Annotated in this window: 15 protein-coding genes; 7 read left to right on the plus strand and 8 right to left on the minus strand. The window is 60.4% G+C overall.

Annotated features, from left to right (window positions below; all coding sequences use genetic code 11):
* Positions 1 to 42: 42 nt before the first annotated feature.
* The 4 genes from KW848_RS20880 to KW848_RS20895 form a co-directional block, all read right to left on the minus strand.
* Entirely contained in the window at positions 43 to 510 is a 468-nt protein-coding gene (locus tag KW848_RS20880) for a VUT family protein (RefSeq protein ID WP_192407549.1), read from the minus strand.
* 187 nt (positions 511 to 697) lie between these two features.
* Positions 698 to 913 (minus strand): DUF1289 domain-containing protein, encoded by a 216-nt coding sequence (locus KW848_RS20885; protein WP_218537942.1) that lies wholly within the window; start codon positions 911 to 913, stop codon positions 698 to 700.
* Entirely contained in the window at positions 910 to 1,434 is a 525-nt protein-coding gene (locus KW848_RS20890; RefSeq protein WP_007954617.1) for a gamma carbonic anhydrase family protein, read from the minus strand. Before KW848_RS20890 ends, KW848_RS20885 begins: the two co-directional genes overlap by 4 nt.
* 68 nt (positions 1,435 to 1,502) lie before the next feature.
* Entirely contained in the window at positions 1,503 to 2,102 is a 600-nt protein-coding gene (locus tag KW848_RS20895; RefSeq protein ID WP_111451370.1) for a CoA pyrophosphatase, read from the minus strand.
* Between the two features lie 146 nt (positions 2,103 to 2,248).
* On the opposite strand from KW848_RS20895, the gene KW848_RS20900 reads away from it, so the two are divergent.
* From KW848_RS20900 to nagE, 7 genes are all read left to right on the plus strand, one after another.
* Positions 2,249 to 2,800 (plus strand): NUDIX hydrolase, encoded by a 552-nt coding sequence (locus KW848_RS20900; protein WP_218537943.1) that lies wholly within the window; start codon positions 2,249 to 2,251, stop codon positions 2,798 to 2,800.
* Positions 2,801 to 2,864: 64 nt separating this feature from the next.
* Complete coding sequence (locus KW848_RS20905; protein WP_218537944.1) at positions 2,865 to 3,368, plus strand: murein L,D-transpeptidase family protein; 504 nt, start codon at positions 2,865 to 2,867, stop codon at positions 3,366 to 3,368.
* 526 nt (positions 3,369 to 3,894) lie between these two features.
* On the plus strand, positions 3,895 to 4,626 hold the full coding sequence (locus tag KW848_RS20910; RefSeq protein WP_218537945.1) for a GntR family transcriptional regulator: 732 nt from the start codon (positions 3,895 to 3,897) through the stop codon (positions 4,624 to 4,626).
* A gap of 31 nt (positions 4,627 to 4,657) precedes the next feature.
* On the plus strand, positions 4,658 to 5,764 hold the full coding sequence (gene nagA, locus KW848_RS20915) for an N-acetylglucosamine-6-phosphate deacetylase (RefSeq protein WP_218537946.1): 1,107 nt from the start codon (positions 4,658 to 4,660) through the stop codon (positions 5,762 to 5,764).
* Complete coding sequence (locus KW848_RS20920) at positions 5,757 to 6,767, plus strand: SIS domain-containing protein (RefSeq protein ID WP_375154727.1); 1,011 nt, start codon at positions 5,757 to 5,759, stop codon at positions 6,765 to 6,767. Before nagA ends, KW848_RS20920 begins: the two co-directional genes overlap by 8 nt.
* 102 nt (positions 6,768 to 6,869) lie before the next feature.
* Positions 6,870 to 9,386, plus strand: a complete 2,517-nt coding sequence (ptsP, locus tag KW848_RS20925; protein WP_218537948.1) for a phosphoenolpyruvate--protein phosphotransferase — start codon at positions 6,870 to 6,872, stop codon at positions 9,384 to 9,386.
* 40 nt (positions 9,387 to 9,426) lie between these two features.
* Positions 9,427 to 11,142, plus strand: a complete 1,716-nt coding sequence (gene nagE / locus KW848_RS20930) for an N-acetylglucosamine-specific PTS transporter subunit IIBC (RefSeq protein ID WP_218537949.1) — start codon at positions 9,427 to 9,429, stop codon at positions 11,140 to 11,142.
* 112 nt (positions 11,143 to 11,254) lie between these two features.
* Here nagE and KW848_RS20935 read toward each other — a convergent pair whose 3' ends face one another.
* From KW848_RS20935 to purL, 4 genes are all read right to left on the minus strand, one after another.
* On the minus strand, positions 11,255 to 11,710 hold the full coding sequence (locus KW848_RS20935; RefSeq protein WP_111451363.1) for a hypothetical protein: 456 nt from the start codon (positions 11,708 to 11,710) through the stop codon (positions 11,255 to 11,257).
* Positions 11,694 to 12,332, minus strand: coding sequence for a DUF6036 family nucleotidyltransferase (locus tag KW848_RS20940; RefSeq protein WP_192406280.1), 639 nt, complete (start codon positions 12,330 to 12,332; stop codon positions 11,694 to 11,696). Before KW848_RS20940 ends, KW848_RS20935 begins: the two co-directional genes overlap by 17 nt.
* A 274-nt stretch (positions 12,333 to 12,606) precedes the next feature.
* On the minus strand, positions 12,607 to 12,918 hold the full coding sequence (locus KW848_RS20945) for a YqfO family protein (RefSeq protein WP_218537950.1): 312 nt from the start codon (positions 12,916 to 12,918) through the stop codon (positions 12,607 to 12,609).
* Between the two features lie 20 nt (positions 12,919 to 12,938).
* Positions 12,939 to 16,835: a phosphoribosylformylglycinamidine synthase gene (gene purL, locus KW848_RS20950; protein WP_218537951.1), complete on the minus strand. Its 3,897-nt coding sequence runs from the start codon at positions 16,833 to 16,835 to the stop codon at positions 12,939 to 12,941.
* Between the last annotated feature and the right edge of the window lie 56 nt (positions 16,836 to 16,891).

Raw genomic sequence — 16,891 nt, forward strand, 5'->3', positions numbered from 1 at the left:
GGGAGAAAGCGCGGCATTTTACATGAACCGAGGGGTTTGGCTTTAACCGGGAATCGCGTTCTTGCGCAGACGCCAGGCCATTGCGATCCACACAATGGTCACGCCGGCGAACTTCGAGCCCATGGCGGTGAGGATCACGGCCGGGGTGAACGCATCGATCATGCCGAAGAAGATAAAGGTATCGAGAGGAATGCTCAGGGCTGAACTTATCCACAGGCGGTCGTGCAAGGGACGCTTGGTGACGCTGAACACCAGCCAATCGATGCATTCGGACACCGCAAACGCCGTGGCGCTGGCCAGGGCGATGGAGGGATCGGACGTCACGTAGGACAACACCAGCGCTGCCAGCATCGCCGCGATCGCGCCATGGCCGAAACGGGTTTGCACCATGTCGCGCAAAACGAACACCAAACCACCCCAGGCTGACCAGATGATGTCCAGGTGCGGAGCGGTGGAAAAGGCGTAGTTGATCAGCACGACGCTGCTGATGTAGGCGATCAGGAAGAGCATGGGCAAGTAGGGAACCTGTCAATTTGGTGCACAGGGTACTTCAGGGACCGGGTTGGGCCAAGGTAGAGTGCGGCGTCTGTAATGACGCAATCGCGGGCAAGCCATGCTCCTACGGTTTTGTGTCGATCACATCATCGCGTAATCCCCCGAGCCCGTAGGAGCAAAGCTTGCTCGCGATAGCGGCACCTCAAATATCGGATTTCCCCCCGATCATCCAGAGTATCCCGCTGGACTTGGCCCGCTCATGACACAACCCCAACACCTTGCGCCGCTCTTCGTTGTCCATCCGGCTCCAGCGCGTGATCTCTTCCACTGTGCGCTGACACCCGGTGCAAATATCGTCCTCGTCCAGCGCGCAGATATTCACGCAAGGCGATCGAACCGGGCGTTCGGGCGTGTTCATTCTTCCTGCTCAACCAGATCGCGGGCATAACGTTGCGAGTTATGCACATAGTGAGCAGCGCTGGCCTCCAGCATTTTCTTCTGCGGCTCGGTCAGCTCGCGCACCACTTTGCCGGGGGAACCCATGACCAGCGAACCGTCTGGAATCTCTTTGCCCTCCCCAATCAGTGAGTTGGCGCCGATGATGCAGTTCTTGCCGATTTTCGCGCCGTTGAGGATCACCGCGTTAATCCCGATCAAGCTGTAATCGCCCACCGTGCAGCCATGAAGCATGGCGTTATGGCCAATGGTCACGCCGGTGCCGATGGTCAGCGGGTAACCCATGTCGGTGTGCATCACCGTGCCATCCTGGACGTTGCTGTTCTTGCCGATCAGGATCAGTTCGTTGTCGCCACGCAGCACAGCGTTGAACCAGACGTTGGCGCCCTCTTCCAGCTTGACCTTACCCACCAGCACGGCATTGGGTGCGACCCAGCTCTGCGGATGGGTTTCGACGCGGGCGTCGCCCAGGCGATATTTCATCTTATTGTCCTCAAGGCCAGGCAGGCTCACTTACAGAAAGCGGGGTTCACGCCATACGGGCGATGGCTTCAGGTATTGATAAACGTCTTGGGTGGCTGGTGCAGGCTGATTTTGGCGTCATAGAGCAGGTTGATCAACTCGACGATCATAATCGCTGTCAGGCCCCAGATTTTGTATTCGCCGTAACGATAGCTCGGCACGTACCAACTGCGGCCCTGGTAATCGATTCGATGGGTGTGCTCGCGCGGATCCTTGCGGAAGAACTCAAGCGGTACGCTGAAGACGGCGGCAATCTCGGCATCGTTGGCCAGGTACTCGACAAAGTCCGGAATCACACCAACATAGGGTGTGACCTTGATGCCGTGCAGGGAGATCAACGGGCTCAGCGGGCCGATCACTTCGACCAGCCCCGGCGGCAGGCCGATTTCTTCTTCGGCTTCGCGCAGGGCGGTGAAAATAAGGTCCGGGTCTTCAGGGTCGCGTCGCCCGCCGGGAAAGGCGACTTCGCCGCCATGGGTCGAGAGCCCGCTGGCGCGCAGGGTCAGAACCAGTTCCGGCTCGTCGCTGCGGGTAATGGGCACCAGCACAGCGGCTTCGGGGAAACGCTTATCGGTTTCCAGTGTGCTTGGGGTGTGATTGCTTACTCGGTGAAGTAGCTCGTCCAGCATGAGTCTTCTCGATTTGTTCTCTATCTCGCATCATGCACCAATCGAACCGGCCGCCCAACCCCATAACCACTGCATGTCGCTAAACGACAACTTGCCGACAGACACCGCCGCACGCCAAGATAGGCGCAGCATTCAGGAACCCAAGCATGAAATTTTGCAGTCAGTGCGGCAACCCGGTGACCCAGCGCATTCCAGAAGGCGATTCGCGCCTGCGTTTTGTCTGTGACAGCTGTCAGGCGATTCACTACCAGAACCCCAATATCGTCGCCGGTTGCGTGGCGACCTGGGGCTCCAAGGTCTTGCTGTGCCGACGCGCCATCGAGCCTCGGCTCGGTTATTGGACTTTGCCCGCTGGCTTCATGGAAAACGGGGAAACCATCGAACAGGCGGCCATTCGCGAGACGGCCGAAGAAGCCTGCGCGCGGGTGCGTAACCTGACCATCTATACGTTGATCGACGTGCCGCACATCAGTCAGGTGCATGTGTTCTTTCGCGCCGAGCTGGTGGATCTGGACTTTGCCGCCGGCCCCGAGAGCCTGGAAGTGGCGCTTTTCGACGAAGCCAACATCCCGTGGTCCGAGTTGGCTTTCCGCACAGTGGGCCGTACCTTAGAATGCTTCTTTGCTGACCGGCGGACCGAGGTCTACCCCGTGCGGTCCGAGTCGATTCCGCCACTTGCTCAGCCTGCCAATACATAAAGCTCCTGGCTCTAAAATCACCTATAACTTAATAGTCGCGACACCTTTTAGGGATATCGTTTCAATGCGCTGGTTGCTTGCCCTGTTTTGCTTGGCGTTCGTCGCTGTCTCCCAGGCTTCCGTTGCGGAAACGCTGGACGGCAAAGTCATCGAAAAAGTTCTGGTGCTCAAGTCCGCTCACCAATTGCAATTGATCAATGACGGCAAGCCGATCAAGACCTATCGCATCTCATTGGGAAAAAGACCCATCGGCCCGAAACTCATGGAAGGCGACAAACGCACACCTGAAGGTTTCTATTGGCTGGACTGGCGCAAGGTCAGCGATAAATTCAATCTGGCGATGCACATCTCCTACCCGAACATCAGTGACTCCGTACGCTCCCGACGTGAAGGCGTCGAACCCGGTGGCATGATCATGATCCACGGCACCCCGGACACTGAAGAAAACCCCGAAGACCTGTTCCACACGCTGGACTGGACCGACGGCTGCATTGCCATGCGCAACATGGACATGCGCGAGGTTTGGGGTTTGGTGCCGGACGGTACGATGATCGAAATCCGCCCGTAATCTCAAGCTTCCCGGACGGATGAAAGACTTTTCCAGACTGGTGATGGGCTTCACTGGCGAGGGGATTTATCCCCGTTCGGCTGCGAAGCAGCGCTGAAACCTGCAATTGCATTGTGTCAGGCCCACCGCGCCGCCTGAGTTTGCGACTGCTTCGCAGCCGAACGGGGCGGTGCGGCGTTCCGATAAATCCCCTCACCACAAGGGATCGAGTGGGCTCCAACATTATGTTCTGGCCGCTACCTTCGGTCGGCATCAACAAATAAATTCCAAAGATCGCAGCCTGCGGCAGCGCCTACCGGGTGAATACCAATTCCCTGTGTAAGAGCTGCCGCAAGCTGCGATCTTTGTGCTCAAAACCCCCACCGCTAATACCACTTAAGACCAGCAACCCTATTGCCCATCAATAAGGGCAGGCTTTCCTGCGCCAACAGCAAAGTGGTCTCATTGACATGGTATTTAAGTGGTATTAGCTTTCACCCCACCACCGGGCGACAACAATCCTATATCCGCATCGGACCAAACCTACATGAATGACCTCCAGGCCCTACGCCCTGACGACACTCAGCCCACGCCGTTGTACCTGCAACTGGCGCGCAATCTGGAAGCGGCGATCCATGCCGGCCATTGGAAAGCCGAACAGGCCATGCCGTCGGAGCGCAACCTCAGCGAGCTACTGGGCATCTCCCGCGTCACCGCCCGCAAGGCGCTGGAAGTTTTGTTCGAGCAAGGCCTGATCCGCCGCAACCAGGGTTCCGGCACCTTCATCACCCCGCGCCTGGAACAACCGCTGTCGCGCCTCTCGGGTTTCAGCGAGATGCTGCGCCTGAAAGGCTTCGTCCCCGGCTCGCAATGGCTGGAGCGTGAAATCACTCCGCCGACCCACGAAGAACTGATTCGCCTGGGCCTCTCGCCGAACGATAAGGTCGCCCGGCTCAAGCGCCTGCGTAAAGCCGACGACACGGTGATGGCAATCGAGATGAGCACCCTGCCCGCCTCGATCATTCCCAAGCCGCAAGCGGTGGGCGACTCCCTGTACGAATACCTCGACGGCATCGGCAAGCCGATCGTCCGTGCCCTGCAGCACATTCAGGCGATCAACGCCTCGGACGAATTCGCCGCCCTGGTGGGCATCGCCCCTGGCACCGCCATGCTGCTGATGACCCGGGTCGGTTACCTGGAAGACAACACGCCGATCGAAGTCACCGACACCTATTGCCGCAACGACTACTACGACTTTGTCGCCGAGCTTCGTCGATAAAGAGCTTCGCCGCCAATACTGAGAACCGATCATGTCCGAAGACAATATCCTCACCGCCCACGGCTGGGTTCGCGGCCGGCTGATTCACGAACACGGCAAGGTCGTGTCGATCGAAGGCCAACCGTGCGATCCGGCCGACAACGACCTGCCTTACCTGCTGCCGGGTTTCATCGACCTGCACGTTCACGGCGGCGGCGGCAAAGACATCATGGAAGGTGCGCCAGCCTTCGAGACCATCACCAAAACCCACGTGCGTTTCGGCACGACCTCGCTGCTGGCGACCACCATGACCGCGCCGCCTGCGGAAATTTCCAGCGTGCTCAAAGCCGTTGGCGAATATTGCGTACAGCGCCCGAAAGGCAGCGCCCGAGTCCTCGGCGTGCACCTCGAAGGCCCGTACATCAACCCCGGCAAACTCGGCGCCCAACCGAATTTCGCCCACACCGCATTGATGGCCGAAGTCGAAGAATACCTGGCACTGGCGCCAATCCGGGTGATCACCATCGCCCCGGAAATCGCCGGTCACGACGCATTGATCCGCGACCTCAGCGCTCGCGGTGTGCGCATGCAAATCGGCCACACCCTCGGCAGTTACGAGGAAGGCGTTGCCGCGCTGAACGCCGGCGCCAGCAGTTTCACCCACCTCTACAACGCCATGAGCCCGCTGCATCATCGCGAGCCAGGCATCGTCGGCGCGGCACTGGCTCACGCCAAATACGCCGAGCTGATTCCAGACTTGCTGCACGTGCACCCCGGCGCCATCCGTGTGGCCCTGCGTTCGATCCCATGCCTGTATTGCGTTACCGATTCGACCGCCGCAGCGGGTATGCCCGACGGTGAGTACAAGCTCGGCAGCCACACCGTGACCAAATGCCTGGGCGGTGTGCGCTTGCCCGACGGCACGCTGGCCGGCAGCACCCTGACCATGGATCAGGCCCTGCGCAATCTGGTGAAGATCGGTTTGCCGATCGCCGAGGCCTCGCAACGTCTTTCGCAATTCCCCGCCGACTACCTCGGCCTCAACGAACGCGGGCGCCTGCAACCCGGCAGCTGGGCCGACTGCGTGCGGCTGGATCGCTCACTCACACTGACCGCCGTCATGGTCGAAGGAGAAGACATTGACTTCAAAAATGCTTGAAGAGGCGCTGTCCTCGTTCGAGGCCGTGCAAGCCCAATTGCAGCAACTCGACCCGCAGATGATCGAGATCGCCGGGCGCCTGCGCCGTCAGCCACCGCAAGTGGTGATGACCGTCGCTCGCGGCAGCTCCGATCATGCCGCCAGTTACTTCGCCTACCTGACCATGCAGCAATTGGGCTTCCCGGTGGCGTCGTTGCCGATGTCGGTGGTGACCATGCTGCAAGCGCCGCTAAAGGTCAGCGGCCAGGTGGCGTTCGCCTTTTCGCAGTCCGGGCAAAGCCCCGATCTAGTGAACAGCATGCGTCTGCTGCGCAAGCGCGGCGCCCTGAGCATCTCGATGGTCAACGCCGAGAGTTCGCCGCTGGAGGCCGCGTGTGAGTTCAGCCTGCCGCTGTGCGCCGGCACCGAAAGCAGCGTCGCGGCGACCAAGAGTTTTATCGCCACCCTCAGCGCCAGCGCCCGTCTGATCGCCCACTGGAAAGAGGACGCGCAATTGCTGGAGGCCGGCCTCGCACTGCCGGAAGGTTTGCGCGAGGCGGCGAAACAGGACTGGAGCCCGGCAATCGATGCCTTGCGCGATTGCCAACGCCTGATGGTGATCGGCCGTGGCGCCGGTTTCGCCATCGCCCAGGAAGCCGCGTTGAAATTCAAGGAAACCTCGGCGATCCAGGCCGAAGCCTTCAGCAGCGCCGAGGTCCGTCACGGTCCGATGGCGTTGATCGATGAAAATTATCCACTGCTGATCTTCGCCCCGCGCGGTGCCGAGCAGGCCGGCTTGCTGAGCCTCGCCGCCGACATGCGCCAGCGCGGTGCTCGCGTATTGCTGGCCGCACCGGATGACATTGCCGAACGCGACCTCACCCTGACCCGCGCCGAGCACCCGGCCCTCGACCCGATTCTGGCGATCCAGAGTTTCTACGTCATGGCCGCCGGTTTGGCCATCGCCCGAGGCATGGACCCGGACCAGCCACGGCACTTGAGCAAAGTGACCCGCACCCACTGAACCGATTGGAATCTATCCCTATTTACCGGCGGATGAATACCCCCGTTAATCCGTACAGGGCGAGTTGATCCGAACCGTAGTTTTTACTGATGAGACCGAGCCATGCACAACAATAATAAAGAGCTGACCCTCAGCGCCCCGCTCAGCGGCCCGGTGCTCACGCTCGCCAAAGTCCCTGACCCGGTGTTCGCCAGCGGCGCCATGGGCGACGGGATCGCCATCGATCCGCTGAACGACACGCTCCACGCCCCGTGCGCCGGCGTCGTGGTGCACGTCGCACGCACCGGCCATGCCATCACCTTGCGTGCCGACAACGGTGCCGAATTGCTGCTGCACCTGGGCCTCGACACGGTCGAGTTGCAGGGCCAAGGCTTCTCGATGCTGGTCAAGGAAGGCGCGCGGGTCAGCAATGGCCAGCCGCTGTTGCGCTACGACCTGGACAAGGTCGCGCAGCAGTGCAAGAGCCTGGTCAGCTTGATGATCCTGACCAACAGCCAGGACTTTCAGGCGCGACCCATCACGCTGAAGTCGGTGAAAGTTGGCGAGCCATTGCTGCACATCATTCGTCGGCACGCGTCGGGCGCGCAGGCTGAAGCGGAACTCTCCGGGGAAGAAGTTCATGGCCACATTCGCATCGCCCATCGTGGCGGTTTGCATGCCCGTCCGGCAGCGCTGATTCGCCAGACAGCGCAAGGTTTCAAGAGCAAATCGCAGCTGCACTTCGCTGGCAAATCGGCGACCTGCGACAGCTTGATCGGCTTGATGGGCTTGGCCATCGGCGAGCAGGACGAGGTTCAGGTCAGCTGCCAGGGGCCGGACGCCGAAGCTGCGTTGCAAGCGCTGCTGATCGCGTTATCCACAGCGCTGGCCGAAGACAGCCACGCCGCCGCGCCGACACCGATTGCCCGACGCACTCGAGCGGCCGAAGCGGGCGTGTTGCACGGCGTCTGCGCCGCTCCCGGTTTGGTTGGCGGGCCGTTGTTCCGCTTGAGCGCCATCAGCTTGCCGGTGGATGCCGGCAACCATGCCCCCGAGCAACAGCTGCTCGTTCTCGAGACCGCGCTGACCGTTGTACGCGGTGAAATCGACCACACGCTGGCCCAAGCAAGAAAACATAAGAACACCGACGAAGAAGCGATCTTCGCTGCACACCTCGCCCTGCTCGAAGACCCGGCGCTGCTGAACGCAGCCAACACCTCCATCGATCAGGGCATGGCCGCAACCCACGCCTGGAGCCAATCGATCGAGGTGCAGTGCGAGGTGCTCCAGCAACTCGGCAGCCCGTTGTTGGCCGAGCGCGCCAATGATCTGCGCGACCTCAAACAACGCGTGCTGCGCGTCCTGCTCGGCGAAGCCTGGCACTACGACGTGCCGGCCGGCGCCATCGTCGCCGCGCATGAACTGACCCCGTCCGATCTGCTGCAACTCAGTCAGCAAGGTGCTGCCGGGTTGTGCATGGCCGAGGGTGGCGCGACTTCCCACGTGGCGATTCTCGCTCGCGGCAAAGGTCTGCCGTGCATGGTCGCGCTGGGTTCTACGCTGCTGGATCAGCAGCAAGGCCAAGCGGTTGTGCTGGATGCCGATGGCGGTCGTCTCGAACTGAAGCCAAGTGCCGAACGTTTGGCCGAAGTGCATCAAGCGCAACTCGATCATCAACAGCGTCGCGCCGAACAACAGGCTCAGGCTCACACCCCGGCGCTGACGCTCGACGGCTTGCAGATTGAAGTCGCCGCCAATGTGGCCTCCAGCGCTGAAGCGACTGATGCCTTGGCCAATGGTGCAGACGGCGTCGGCTTGCTGCGTACCGAGTTTCTCTTCGTCGACCGCAACACCGCACCGGACGAAGAGGAACAGTGTGCCGCCTATCAAGCCGTGCTCGACGCCATGGGCGACAAGTCGGTGATCATTCGCACCATCGACGTTGGCGGCGACAAACAACTCGACTATTTGCCGCTGCCGGCTGAAGCCAATCCTGTGCTGGGTCTGCGCGGCATTCGCCTGGCTCAGGTTCGTCCGGAAATCCTCGATCAGCAATTGCGCGCATTACTGCATGTCCATCCGCTGTCGCGTTGCCGGATCCTGCTGCCGATGGTGACTGAAGTCGATGAGTTGCTGCACGTCCGCCAGCGTCTCGAGGCGTTGTGCACTGAACTCGGTGTGAGTGAACGCCCTGAGTTAGGCGTGATGATCGAAGTCCCCGCCGCCGCACTGCTGGCCGAGCAACTGGCCGAACACGCGGACTTCCTGTCGATCGGCACCAACGACTTGTCGCAATACACCCTGGCCATGGACCGCGACCACGCCGGCCTCGCTTCGCGGGTAGACGCCATGCACCCGGCGCTGCTGCGGCTGATCGCCCAGACCTGCGCCGGTGCGGCGGTGCATAACCGTTGGGTCGGTGTCTGCGGCGCGCTCGCCTCCGATCCGCTGGCCACGCCGGTACTGATTGGCCTGGGCGTCAGCGAGCTGTCGGTCAGCCCGGTGCAGATCGGTGAAATCAAAGACCGCGTCCGTCATCTCGACGCCGCCGAATGCCGACGCATCTGCCAGGACTTGCTCAAGTTGAGCAGTGCCGCTTCGGTGCGTCACGCCTGTCACCAGCAATGGCCTCTGAGCTGAACAACAGCTCTATAACAAAAAGAACACAGGGAGAACTGCCATGTACCACTACTTCATCGAAGGCCTGCAACGCCTCGGCCGCGCGCTTATGCTGCCGATCGCGATCCTGCCGATCGCCGGCCTGTTGCTGCGCCTGGGCGACACCGACCTGCTGAACATCGCGATCATCCACGACGCCGGCCAAGTGATCTTCGCTAATCTGGCAATGATCTTCGCCATCGGCATCGCCGTCGGTTTCGCCAAGGACAACAACGGCACCGCAGGCCTGGCCGGAGTCATTGGCTACCTGGTGATGATCTCCACCCTCAAGGTGCTCGACGCGAGCATCAACATGGGCATGCTCGCCGGGATCGTCAGCGGCTTGATGGCGGGCGCGCTGTACAACCGTTTCAAGGACATCAAACTGCCGGAGTACCTGGCATTCTTTGGCGGCCGGCGCTTCGTGCCGATTGTCACCGGGTTCGCCGCCGTCGGCCTGGGCGTCATCTTCGGCTTGATCTGGCCGCCCATCCAACAAGGCATCAACAGCTTCGGCACGTTGATGATGGAGAGCGGCAGCTTCGGCGCGTTCGTCTTTGGCGTTTTCAACCGCCTGCTGATCGTCACCGGGCTGCACCACATCCTCAACAACATGGCGTGGTTTGTCTTCGGCAACTTCACTGATCCGACCACCGGCGCCATCGTCACCGGTGACTTGTCGCGCTACTTCGCCGGTGACCCGAAGGGCGGCCAGTTCATGACCGGCATGTTCCCGGTGATGATCTTCGGTCTGCCCGCCGCTTGCCTGGCGATGTACCGCAATGCTTCGCCGGAGCGCCGCAAGGTCATGGGCGGGATCTTTCTGTCGATGGCGCTGACGTCGTTTTTAACGGGTGTGACTGAGCCGATCGAGTTCGCCTTCATGTTCCTCGCGCCGCTGCTTTACCTGGTGCATGCGTTGCTGACGGGCCTGTCGATGGCGATCACCAACCTGCTGAACATTCACCTCGGGTTTACGTTTTCCGGTGGTTTGATCGACATGATTCTCGGCTGGGGGAAATCCACCAACGGCTGGTTGATGGTCCCGGTCGGCCTGGCGTATGCGGTGATCTACTACGTGGTGTTCGATTTCTGCATTCGCCGCTTCAACCTCAAGACCCCAGGGCGTGAAGACATTCCAACGGGCGACAAAGTCGTCGTCGCCGACAGCGAACGGGCGGGCGCTTACATCAAGGCGCTGGGGGGTGCGCAGAATTTGATCACCGTGGGTGCCTGCACCACTCGGTTGCGGCTGGACATGGTGGATCGCAACAAGGCGAACGATGCGGAATTGAAAGCGCTGGGGGCGATGGCGGTGGTGCGTCCGGGCAAGGGTGGGAGTTTGCAGGTGGTGGTCGGGCCGATGGCAGACAGCATTGCCGATGAGATTCGCTTGGCGATGCCTGCGTTGGGGCGCGCGATCATTTCCTCCCCCGCTGCGGTGATCGACGCGCCGAAACTAGCTGCGGTGGCGCCGCTGGAAGCGCAGCAATGGCTGAATGCGTTGGGCGGCGGCGAGAACGTGTTGCAGATGGACTGCATCGCCATGACCCGGATTCGATTGCAACTGGCGGACGGCAAAGCAGTGTCGGAATGTGATCTGAAGGCGTTGGGTTGCCAGGGCGTCAGTCAGTTGGAGGGAGGGATTTGGCATCTGCTGATTGGCGACAAGGCATCGAGCTTGAATGATGCACTGGAGGCATTGTTGAATCGCAGTGAGGTGAGTGCCAAGGTTTAAATTGTGGGTGCCTGATAGTCAGTCTTCGCAGGCAAGCCAGCTTCCACATTGGATTGGCGTACATAGAACCAATGCAGGAGCGAGCCTGCGCGCGATGAGGCATTGGATGAGCTCAAGCAGACGTGGCGTGCTGCTCAGCTTCGTAATGTCGAGTCTGGAAAGGCATGAGGGTCTGAGCCTTCAGGCCAAGCCCCTCACTCAGTCCCCAAGAAGCCGCGAGTTCATCGCGACGCTTGCGAAGCGGAACAGTCGCTACCTCCGACCTCACTTCCAGTCTGGACGTAGAGCGTAAAAAAAGCTTAAGAGCCCAGAAGGTTTCCAATACACGGCTATCAGAAACACATGCAAAACGCGTGAACCGCTCAAGCAAATAACCTGCGCGGCGAACTTCGAGTTCGTCAGAATGAAGGCTCAGGAAGGCTTCGACTTCACTCACAAGATCATCCTCCGAATACCAGACAACTTTAGCTGCGCGCACCAACGCAGCGTCATCTGCTTGATTCAACGGTTTTTTGACCAAGGTGTCCAAAGCGGATGAGAGGACGTGGCCGCTAAGGGGCGTCGCCATCTGTAGTCTCCAGGTAATCTTGCAATATGTTAGTGAGAACGGACGTCGGTGGCTCTTTGTTGCCAACATATACATCAATTGCCTGCAATGCCAGACGACGGAGTTCAGTGGTCAATATGAAACCCGCCCGGAGCAGCGCCATGACGTCGCCGATATCCTGGTCTGTCGCTCTACCTAGTTTGGATATTGCGATGTCGACAGGAGCAGCAATATGGACATGCAGCGGCGACTCTACGGAGAAATCTGCAAGAGGAAGACTACGTTCCCAGTAGTCTTCATGAATGGGACCGAAGCTGGTGTTGTACTGAAGGTCGTAGTTCAGCTCCATTAACCGGCCGGATTGCTCATCAACGAATTGTTCAGGTACTTCTGCGAGTAAGGTCTGTAAGTGAAGACCCTGCGGAAGATTTGCATAATAGATCTCAGCATCAACATCAGTTGACACGCGGTGATGAGTGTAGAGGTGGACGGCGCACCCTCCGAACACGACAACTTTGACCGCCCCTGGCTCTGCGCATTCACCGACTAGCTCCAGTTCGACTGATTTGAACATCGAAATTAGCGCCTGCCCAAGCGCGGTGTTCGAGTTAACCCAGGGAGTAATTGCGTCCGGCAATTCCATCGTTGAACCTCAAGTGGATTGAAGTGTTTGTGATGGACAAAGGCTGGACTTGAGACTTCCGACGGACAACCTGAAAAGGTTGTCGGATATTTCATCGAGTGATGTAGCCGTTACCGCAAGAATAGGTATGCACACCTCGACGAAAACGGCTATTAGGCCATCATCGAAGGCAAACCAGCTCCCACAGTTTGAGTTGTGTACATCAGTCCAAATCCCGGGCAAAAAAAACCCGCTGATCTTCATCAGCGGGTTTCTCATTTCAGCGGCAGGCAGATCAAAAATCCTCCAACCGCCACACCTCATAAGCCGGCGTCTCGTAGGGATGACTCTGCTTCAGAGCCAACACCACAGCGCGAATCAACTCGTCACTGACCACAAGCTCGACCTTCCATTCCTCAACCTGCTCGACCTGCCCCGCGTCCCCAATGAACGGCTGACTGCCCTCCAACGGGCGAAACTGGCCGAGGCCGAGCACTTGCCAGGCGCAATGGTCGTACGCGCCGATTCGTCCGCCACCGGCGGCGAATACGGCACTTTTGACCTGTTCCACATGACTGGCCGGAACAAAAAAACTGAGCTTGTACACAGCGCTTAGTTCACCCGCTCTTAGTTCACCCAGACGCGCGCATTACGGAACATACGCATCCAGGGTGCGTCTTCGTTCCAGTCTTCCGAACGCCACGAGTTCTGCACGGCGCGGAACACACGTTCCGGGTGCGGCATCATGATCGTCACGCGACCGTCGCGGCTGGTCAAACCGGTGATCCCGCGCGGCGAGCCGTTCGGGTTGGCCGGGTAGTTTTCGGTGACCTTGCCGTGGTTGTCGACGAAACGCATCGCCACGCAACCGGACAGATCGGCTTCCAGCAACGCTTCTTCGCTGGCGAACTCGGCATGACCTTCACCGTGAGCAATTGCGATCGGCATACGCGAACCGGCCATGCCCTGCAGGAAGATCGAGTTCGATTCCTGGACCTGAACCATCGCCACACGAGCTTCGAACTGCTCGGAACGGTTACGCACAAAGTGCGGCCAGAACTCGCTGCCCGGGATCAGCTCGTGCAGGTTGGACATCATCTGGCAACCGTTGCACACGCCGAGGGTGAAGCTGTCGGTACGTTCGAAGAAGCCCTGGAACGCATCGCGAGCACGGCTGTTGAACAGCGCGGATTTGGCCCAGCCTTCGCCGGCGCCGAGAACGTCGCCGTAGGAGAAACCACCGCACGCCACCAGGCCTTTGAACTCGTTCAGGTCGACACGGCCGGCCAGAATGTCGCTCATGTGCACGTCGATCGCGTTGAAACCGGCGCGGTCGAACGCAGCCGCCATTTCCACCTGACCGTTGACGCCCTGCTCACGCAGCACGGCAACCTGTGGGCGGATGCCTTTCTTGATGTAAGGCGCGGCGACGTCCTGGTTGACGTCGTAGCTGAGTTTGACGCTCAGGCCCGGGTTGTCTTCTTGCAGCAGCACGTCGAACTCTTGTTCGGCGCAGTCGGCGTTATCGCGCAGACGCTGGATCTGGTAGCTGGTCTCAGCCCACTGACGTTGCAGCAGACGACGCTGACCTTCGAACACGGTTTCGCCGTTGAAGGTGATGCTGATCTGGCCGTTGTTCATCGGCTGACCGATCACCGACACGCACTCGCCCAGACCGGCAGCGCTGAACTGCGCGAGGATGTCTGGAGTAGCGTCCTGGCGAACCTGGATCACGGCGCCCAGTTCTTCGTTGAACAGGATCGCGGCGATGTCGGCAGAAGTCTCTGCCAGACCGTCGAGGTTCAGGCTCAGACCGCAATGGCCGGCGAAAGCCATTTCCACGGTGCTGGTCAACAGACCACCGTCGGAGCGGTCGTGGTAAGCCAGCAGGTGACCGTCGGCGTTGAGGCCCTGAATCACGGCGAAGAAGGCTTTGAGGTCTTCGGCATCGTCGACGTCCGGCGCTTGCGAACCGAGCTTGCCGTGAACCTGAGCCAGGATCGAGGCGCCCATACGGTTCTGGCCACGGCCCAGATCGATCAGGATCAGGTCGGTGGTGCCCTTGTCCATGCGCAGTTCCGGCGTCAGGGTCTGACGGATGTCAGCCACAGGCGCAAAACCGGTCACGATCAGGGACATCGGCGAGGTCACGGTCTTGTCGACGCCTTCGTCGTTCCAGCGCGTGGCCATGGACATGGAGTCCTTGCCCACCGGGATGGTGATACCGAGGTCCGGGCACAACTCCATGCCGACCGCTTTCACGGTGTCATACAAACGCGCGTCTTCACCTGGGTGACCGGCAGCGGACATCCAGTTGGCCGACAGTTTGATGTCGGAAATTTTGTTGATGCGCGAAGCCGCGATGTTGGTCAGGGTTTCGCCGATGGCCATACGGCCCGACGCTGGAGCGTCCAGCAGTGCCAGCGGAGTGCGCTCGCCCATGGCCATGGCTTCACCGGTGTAGACGTCGAAGCTGGTGGCGGTGACGGCAACGTCGGCCACCGGAACCTGCCACGGGCCGACCATCTGATCACGAGCCACGAGGCCGGTGATGGTGCGGTCGCCGATGGTGATCAGGAAGCTTTTGCTGGCCACGGCCGGGTGATGCAGAACGCGTTCGACGCAGTCTGCAATCTCAAGCGTCGACGGATCGAAATCGTCGCCCAGTTCATTTTCGCGAACGGCCGAACGGTGCATGCGCGGGGCTTTGCCCAGCAGCACTTCGAGTGGCATGTCCACCGGGCTGTTGCCGAAGTGACTGTCGGTGACCGTCAGTTGCGGCTCGGCAGTGGCTTCGCCGACGACCGCAAACGGGCAACGCTCGCGTTCGCAGATCGCCTGGAAGCGTTCGAAGTCAGCCGGACCGACCGCCAGAACGTAGCGTTCCTGGGATTCGTTACTCCAGATTTCGTGCGGGGCCATGCCCGGCTCGTCGTTAGGAATGTTGCGCAGTTCGAAGCGACCGCCACGGTTGCCATCGTTGACCAGTTCCGGGAAGGCGTTGGACAGACCGCCCGCGCCGACGTCGTGGATGAAGCTGATCGGGTTGTGTTCACCCAACTGCCAGCAACGGTCGATGACTTCCTGGCAGCGACGTTCCATTTCCGGGTTTTCGCGCTGTACGGAAGCGAAGTCCAGGTCTGCCGAGCTGGTGCCGGTGGCCATGGAGGAAGCCGCGCCGCCGCCCAGGCCGATCAGCATTGCCGGGCCGCCGAGCACGATCAGCTTGGAGCCAACGGTGATCTCGCCTTTCTGCACGTGTTCGGCACGGATGTTACCCATACCGCCGGCCAGCATGATCGGCTTGTGGTAACCGCGAACTTCGTCGCCACGCGGGGTGGTGATCGACTGTTCGAAGGTACGGAAGTAACCGGTCAGGGCCGGACGACCGAATTCGTTGTTGAACGCGGCGCCACCCAGTGGGCCTTCGATCATGATGTCCAGCGCGGTAACGATGCGCTCAGGCTTGCCGTACGGCACTTCCCACGGCTGTTCGAAGCCCGGGATTTGCAGGTTGGACACGGTGAAACCGGTCAGGCCAGCCTTTGGCTTGGCACCGCGACCGGTTGCGCCTTCGTCGCGAATCTCGCCACCGGAACCGGTGGAAGCGCCCGGGAACGGGGCAATTGCGGTTGGGTGGTTGTGCGTTTCGACTTTCATCAGGATGTGCACCGGTTCCTGCACCGCGCCGTACTGGCGGGTTTCAGGGTCCGGGAAGAAACGACCGGCGACGTTGCCGACGATCACCGAAGCGTTGTCCTTATAAGCCGACAGAACGCCTTCGCTGTGCATCACGTAGGTGTTCTTGATCATGCCGAACAGGCTTTTTTCCTGGCTCTGACCGTCGATGTCCCAACTGGCGTTGAAGATCTTGTGACGGCAGTGCTCGGAGTTCGCCTGGGCGAACATCATCAGTTCGATGTCGTGGGGGTTGCGCTTCAAGCCGATGAAGGCGTTGACCAGGTAGTCGATCTCGTCTTCGGCCAGGGCCAGGCCCAGCTCGGTGTTGGCTTTTTCCAGCGCGGCGCGGCCGCCACCCAGCACGTCGATCGCGGTCAGCGGTTTCGGCTCGGCATGGCTGAACAGGCCGGCGGCTTGTTCAAGGTTGCCGAGGACGATCTGGGTCATGCGGTCGTGCAGCGCATCGCAGATCAACTGCGCTTCGGCGTCGCTGAACTGGCCGGCCACGTAGAACGCGATGCCGCGCTCCAGGCGTTGGATTTTCGTCAGGCCGCAGTTGCGAGCGATGTCGCTGGCTTTACTGGACCATGGCGAGATGGTGCCGAAACGCGGCAAAACCAGGAACAGACGACCGGTCGGCTCTTGTACCGGAACACTTGGGCCGTACTTCAGAAGGCGCGCGAGCACCTGCTGTTCGTCGCCGGTCAGGACGCCGGTAACTTCGGCGAAGTGAGCGAATTCAGCATACAAGCCACTGACAGCCGGAACTTTCTGGCTCAGTTGCTCAAGGAGTTTGCTGTGGCGAAAGGCAGAAAGGGCAGGAGCGCCGCGCAGGATCAACATCTTCGGGACAGCCTCGGGAAGGGGTGTGCTTTGAGGCCGTGCATTCTAGCCTAAAC

This window comes from Pseudomonas sp. PDM25 (assembly GCF_019219045.1).
In the GTDB taxonomy this organism is placed as follows: domain Bacteria; phylum Pseudomonadota; class Gammaproteobacteria; order Pseudomonadales; family Pseudomonadaceae; genus Aquipseudomonas.

What these genes read in the sequence shown, in the direction of transcription:
- KW848_RS20885 (WP_218537942.1), bottom strand. Translation starts at nt 913, where the DNA reads ATGAACACGCCCGAACGCCCGGTTCGATCGCCTTGCGTGAATATCTGC.
- KW848_RS20935 (WP_111451363.1), bottom strand. Translation starts at nt 11,710, where the DNA reads ATGGCGACGCCCCTTAGCGGCCACGTCCTCTCATCCGCTTTGGACACC.
- ptsP (WP_218537948.1), top strand. Translation starts at nt 6,870, where the DNA reads ATGCACAACAATAATAAAGAGCTGACCCTCAGCGCCCCGCTCAGCGGC.
- KW848_RS20900 (WP_218537943.1), top strand. Translation starts at nt 2,249, where the DNA reads ATGAAATTTTGCAGTCAGTGCGGCAACCCGGTGACCCAGCGCATTCCA.
- KW848_RS20920 (WP_375154727.1), top strand. Translation starts at nt 5,757, where the DNA reads ATGCTTGAAGAGGCGCTGTCCTCGTTCGAGGCCGTGCAAGCCCAATTG.
- KW848_RS20890 (WP_007954617.1), bottom strand. Translation starts at nt 1,434, where the DNA reads ATGAAATATCGCCTGGGCGACGCCCGCGTCGAAACCCATCCGCAGAGC.
- purL (WP_218537951.1), bottom strand. Translation starts at nt 16,835, where the DNA reads ATGTTGATCCTGCGCGGCGCTCCTGCCCTTTCTGCCTTTCGCCACAGC.
- KW848_RS20940 (WP_192406280.1), bottom strand. Translation starts at nt 12,332, where the DNA reads ATGGAATTGCCGGACGCAATTACTCCCTGGGTTAACTCGAACACCGCG.
- nagA (WP_218537946.1), top strand. Translation starts at nt 4,658, where the DNA reads ATGTCCGAAGACAATATCCTCACCGCCCACGGCTGGGTTCGCGGCCGG.
- KW848_RS20910 (WP_218537945.1), top strand. Translation starts at nt 3,895, where the DNA reads ATGAATGACCTCCAGGCCCTACGCCCTGACGACACTCAGCCCACGCCG.
- KW848_RS20905 (WP_218537944.1), top strand. Translation starts at nt 2,865, where the DNA reads ATGCGCTGGTTGCTTGCCCTGTTTTGCTTGGCGTTCGTCGCTGTCTCC.
- nagE (WP_218537949.1), top strand. Translation starts at nt 9,427, where the DNA reads ATGTACCACTACTTCATCGAAGGCCTGCAACGCCTCGGCCGCGCGCTT.
- KW848_RS20895 (WP_111451370.1), bottom strand. Translation starts at nt 2,102, where the DNA reads ATGCTGGACGAGCTACTTCACCGAGTAAGCAATCACACCCCAAGCACA.
- KW848_RS20880 (WP_192407549.1), bottom strand. Translation starts at nt 510, where the DNA reads ATGCTCTTCCTGATCGCCTACATCAGCAGCGTCGTGCTGATCAACTAC.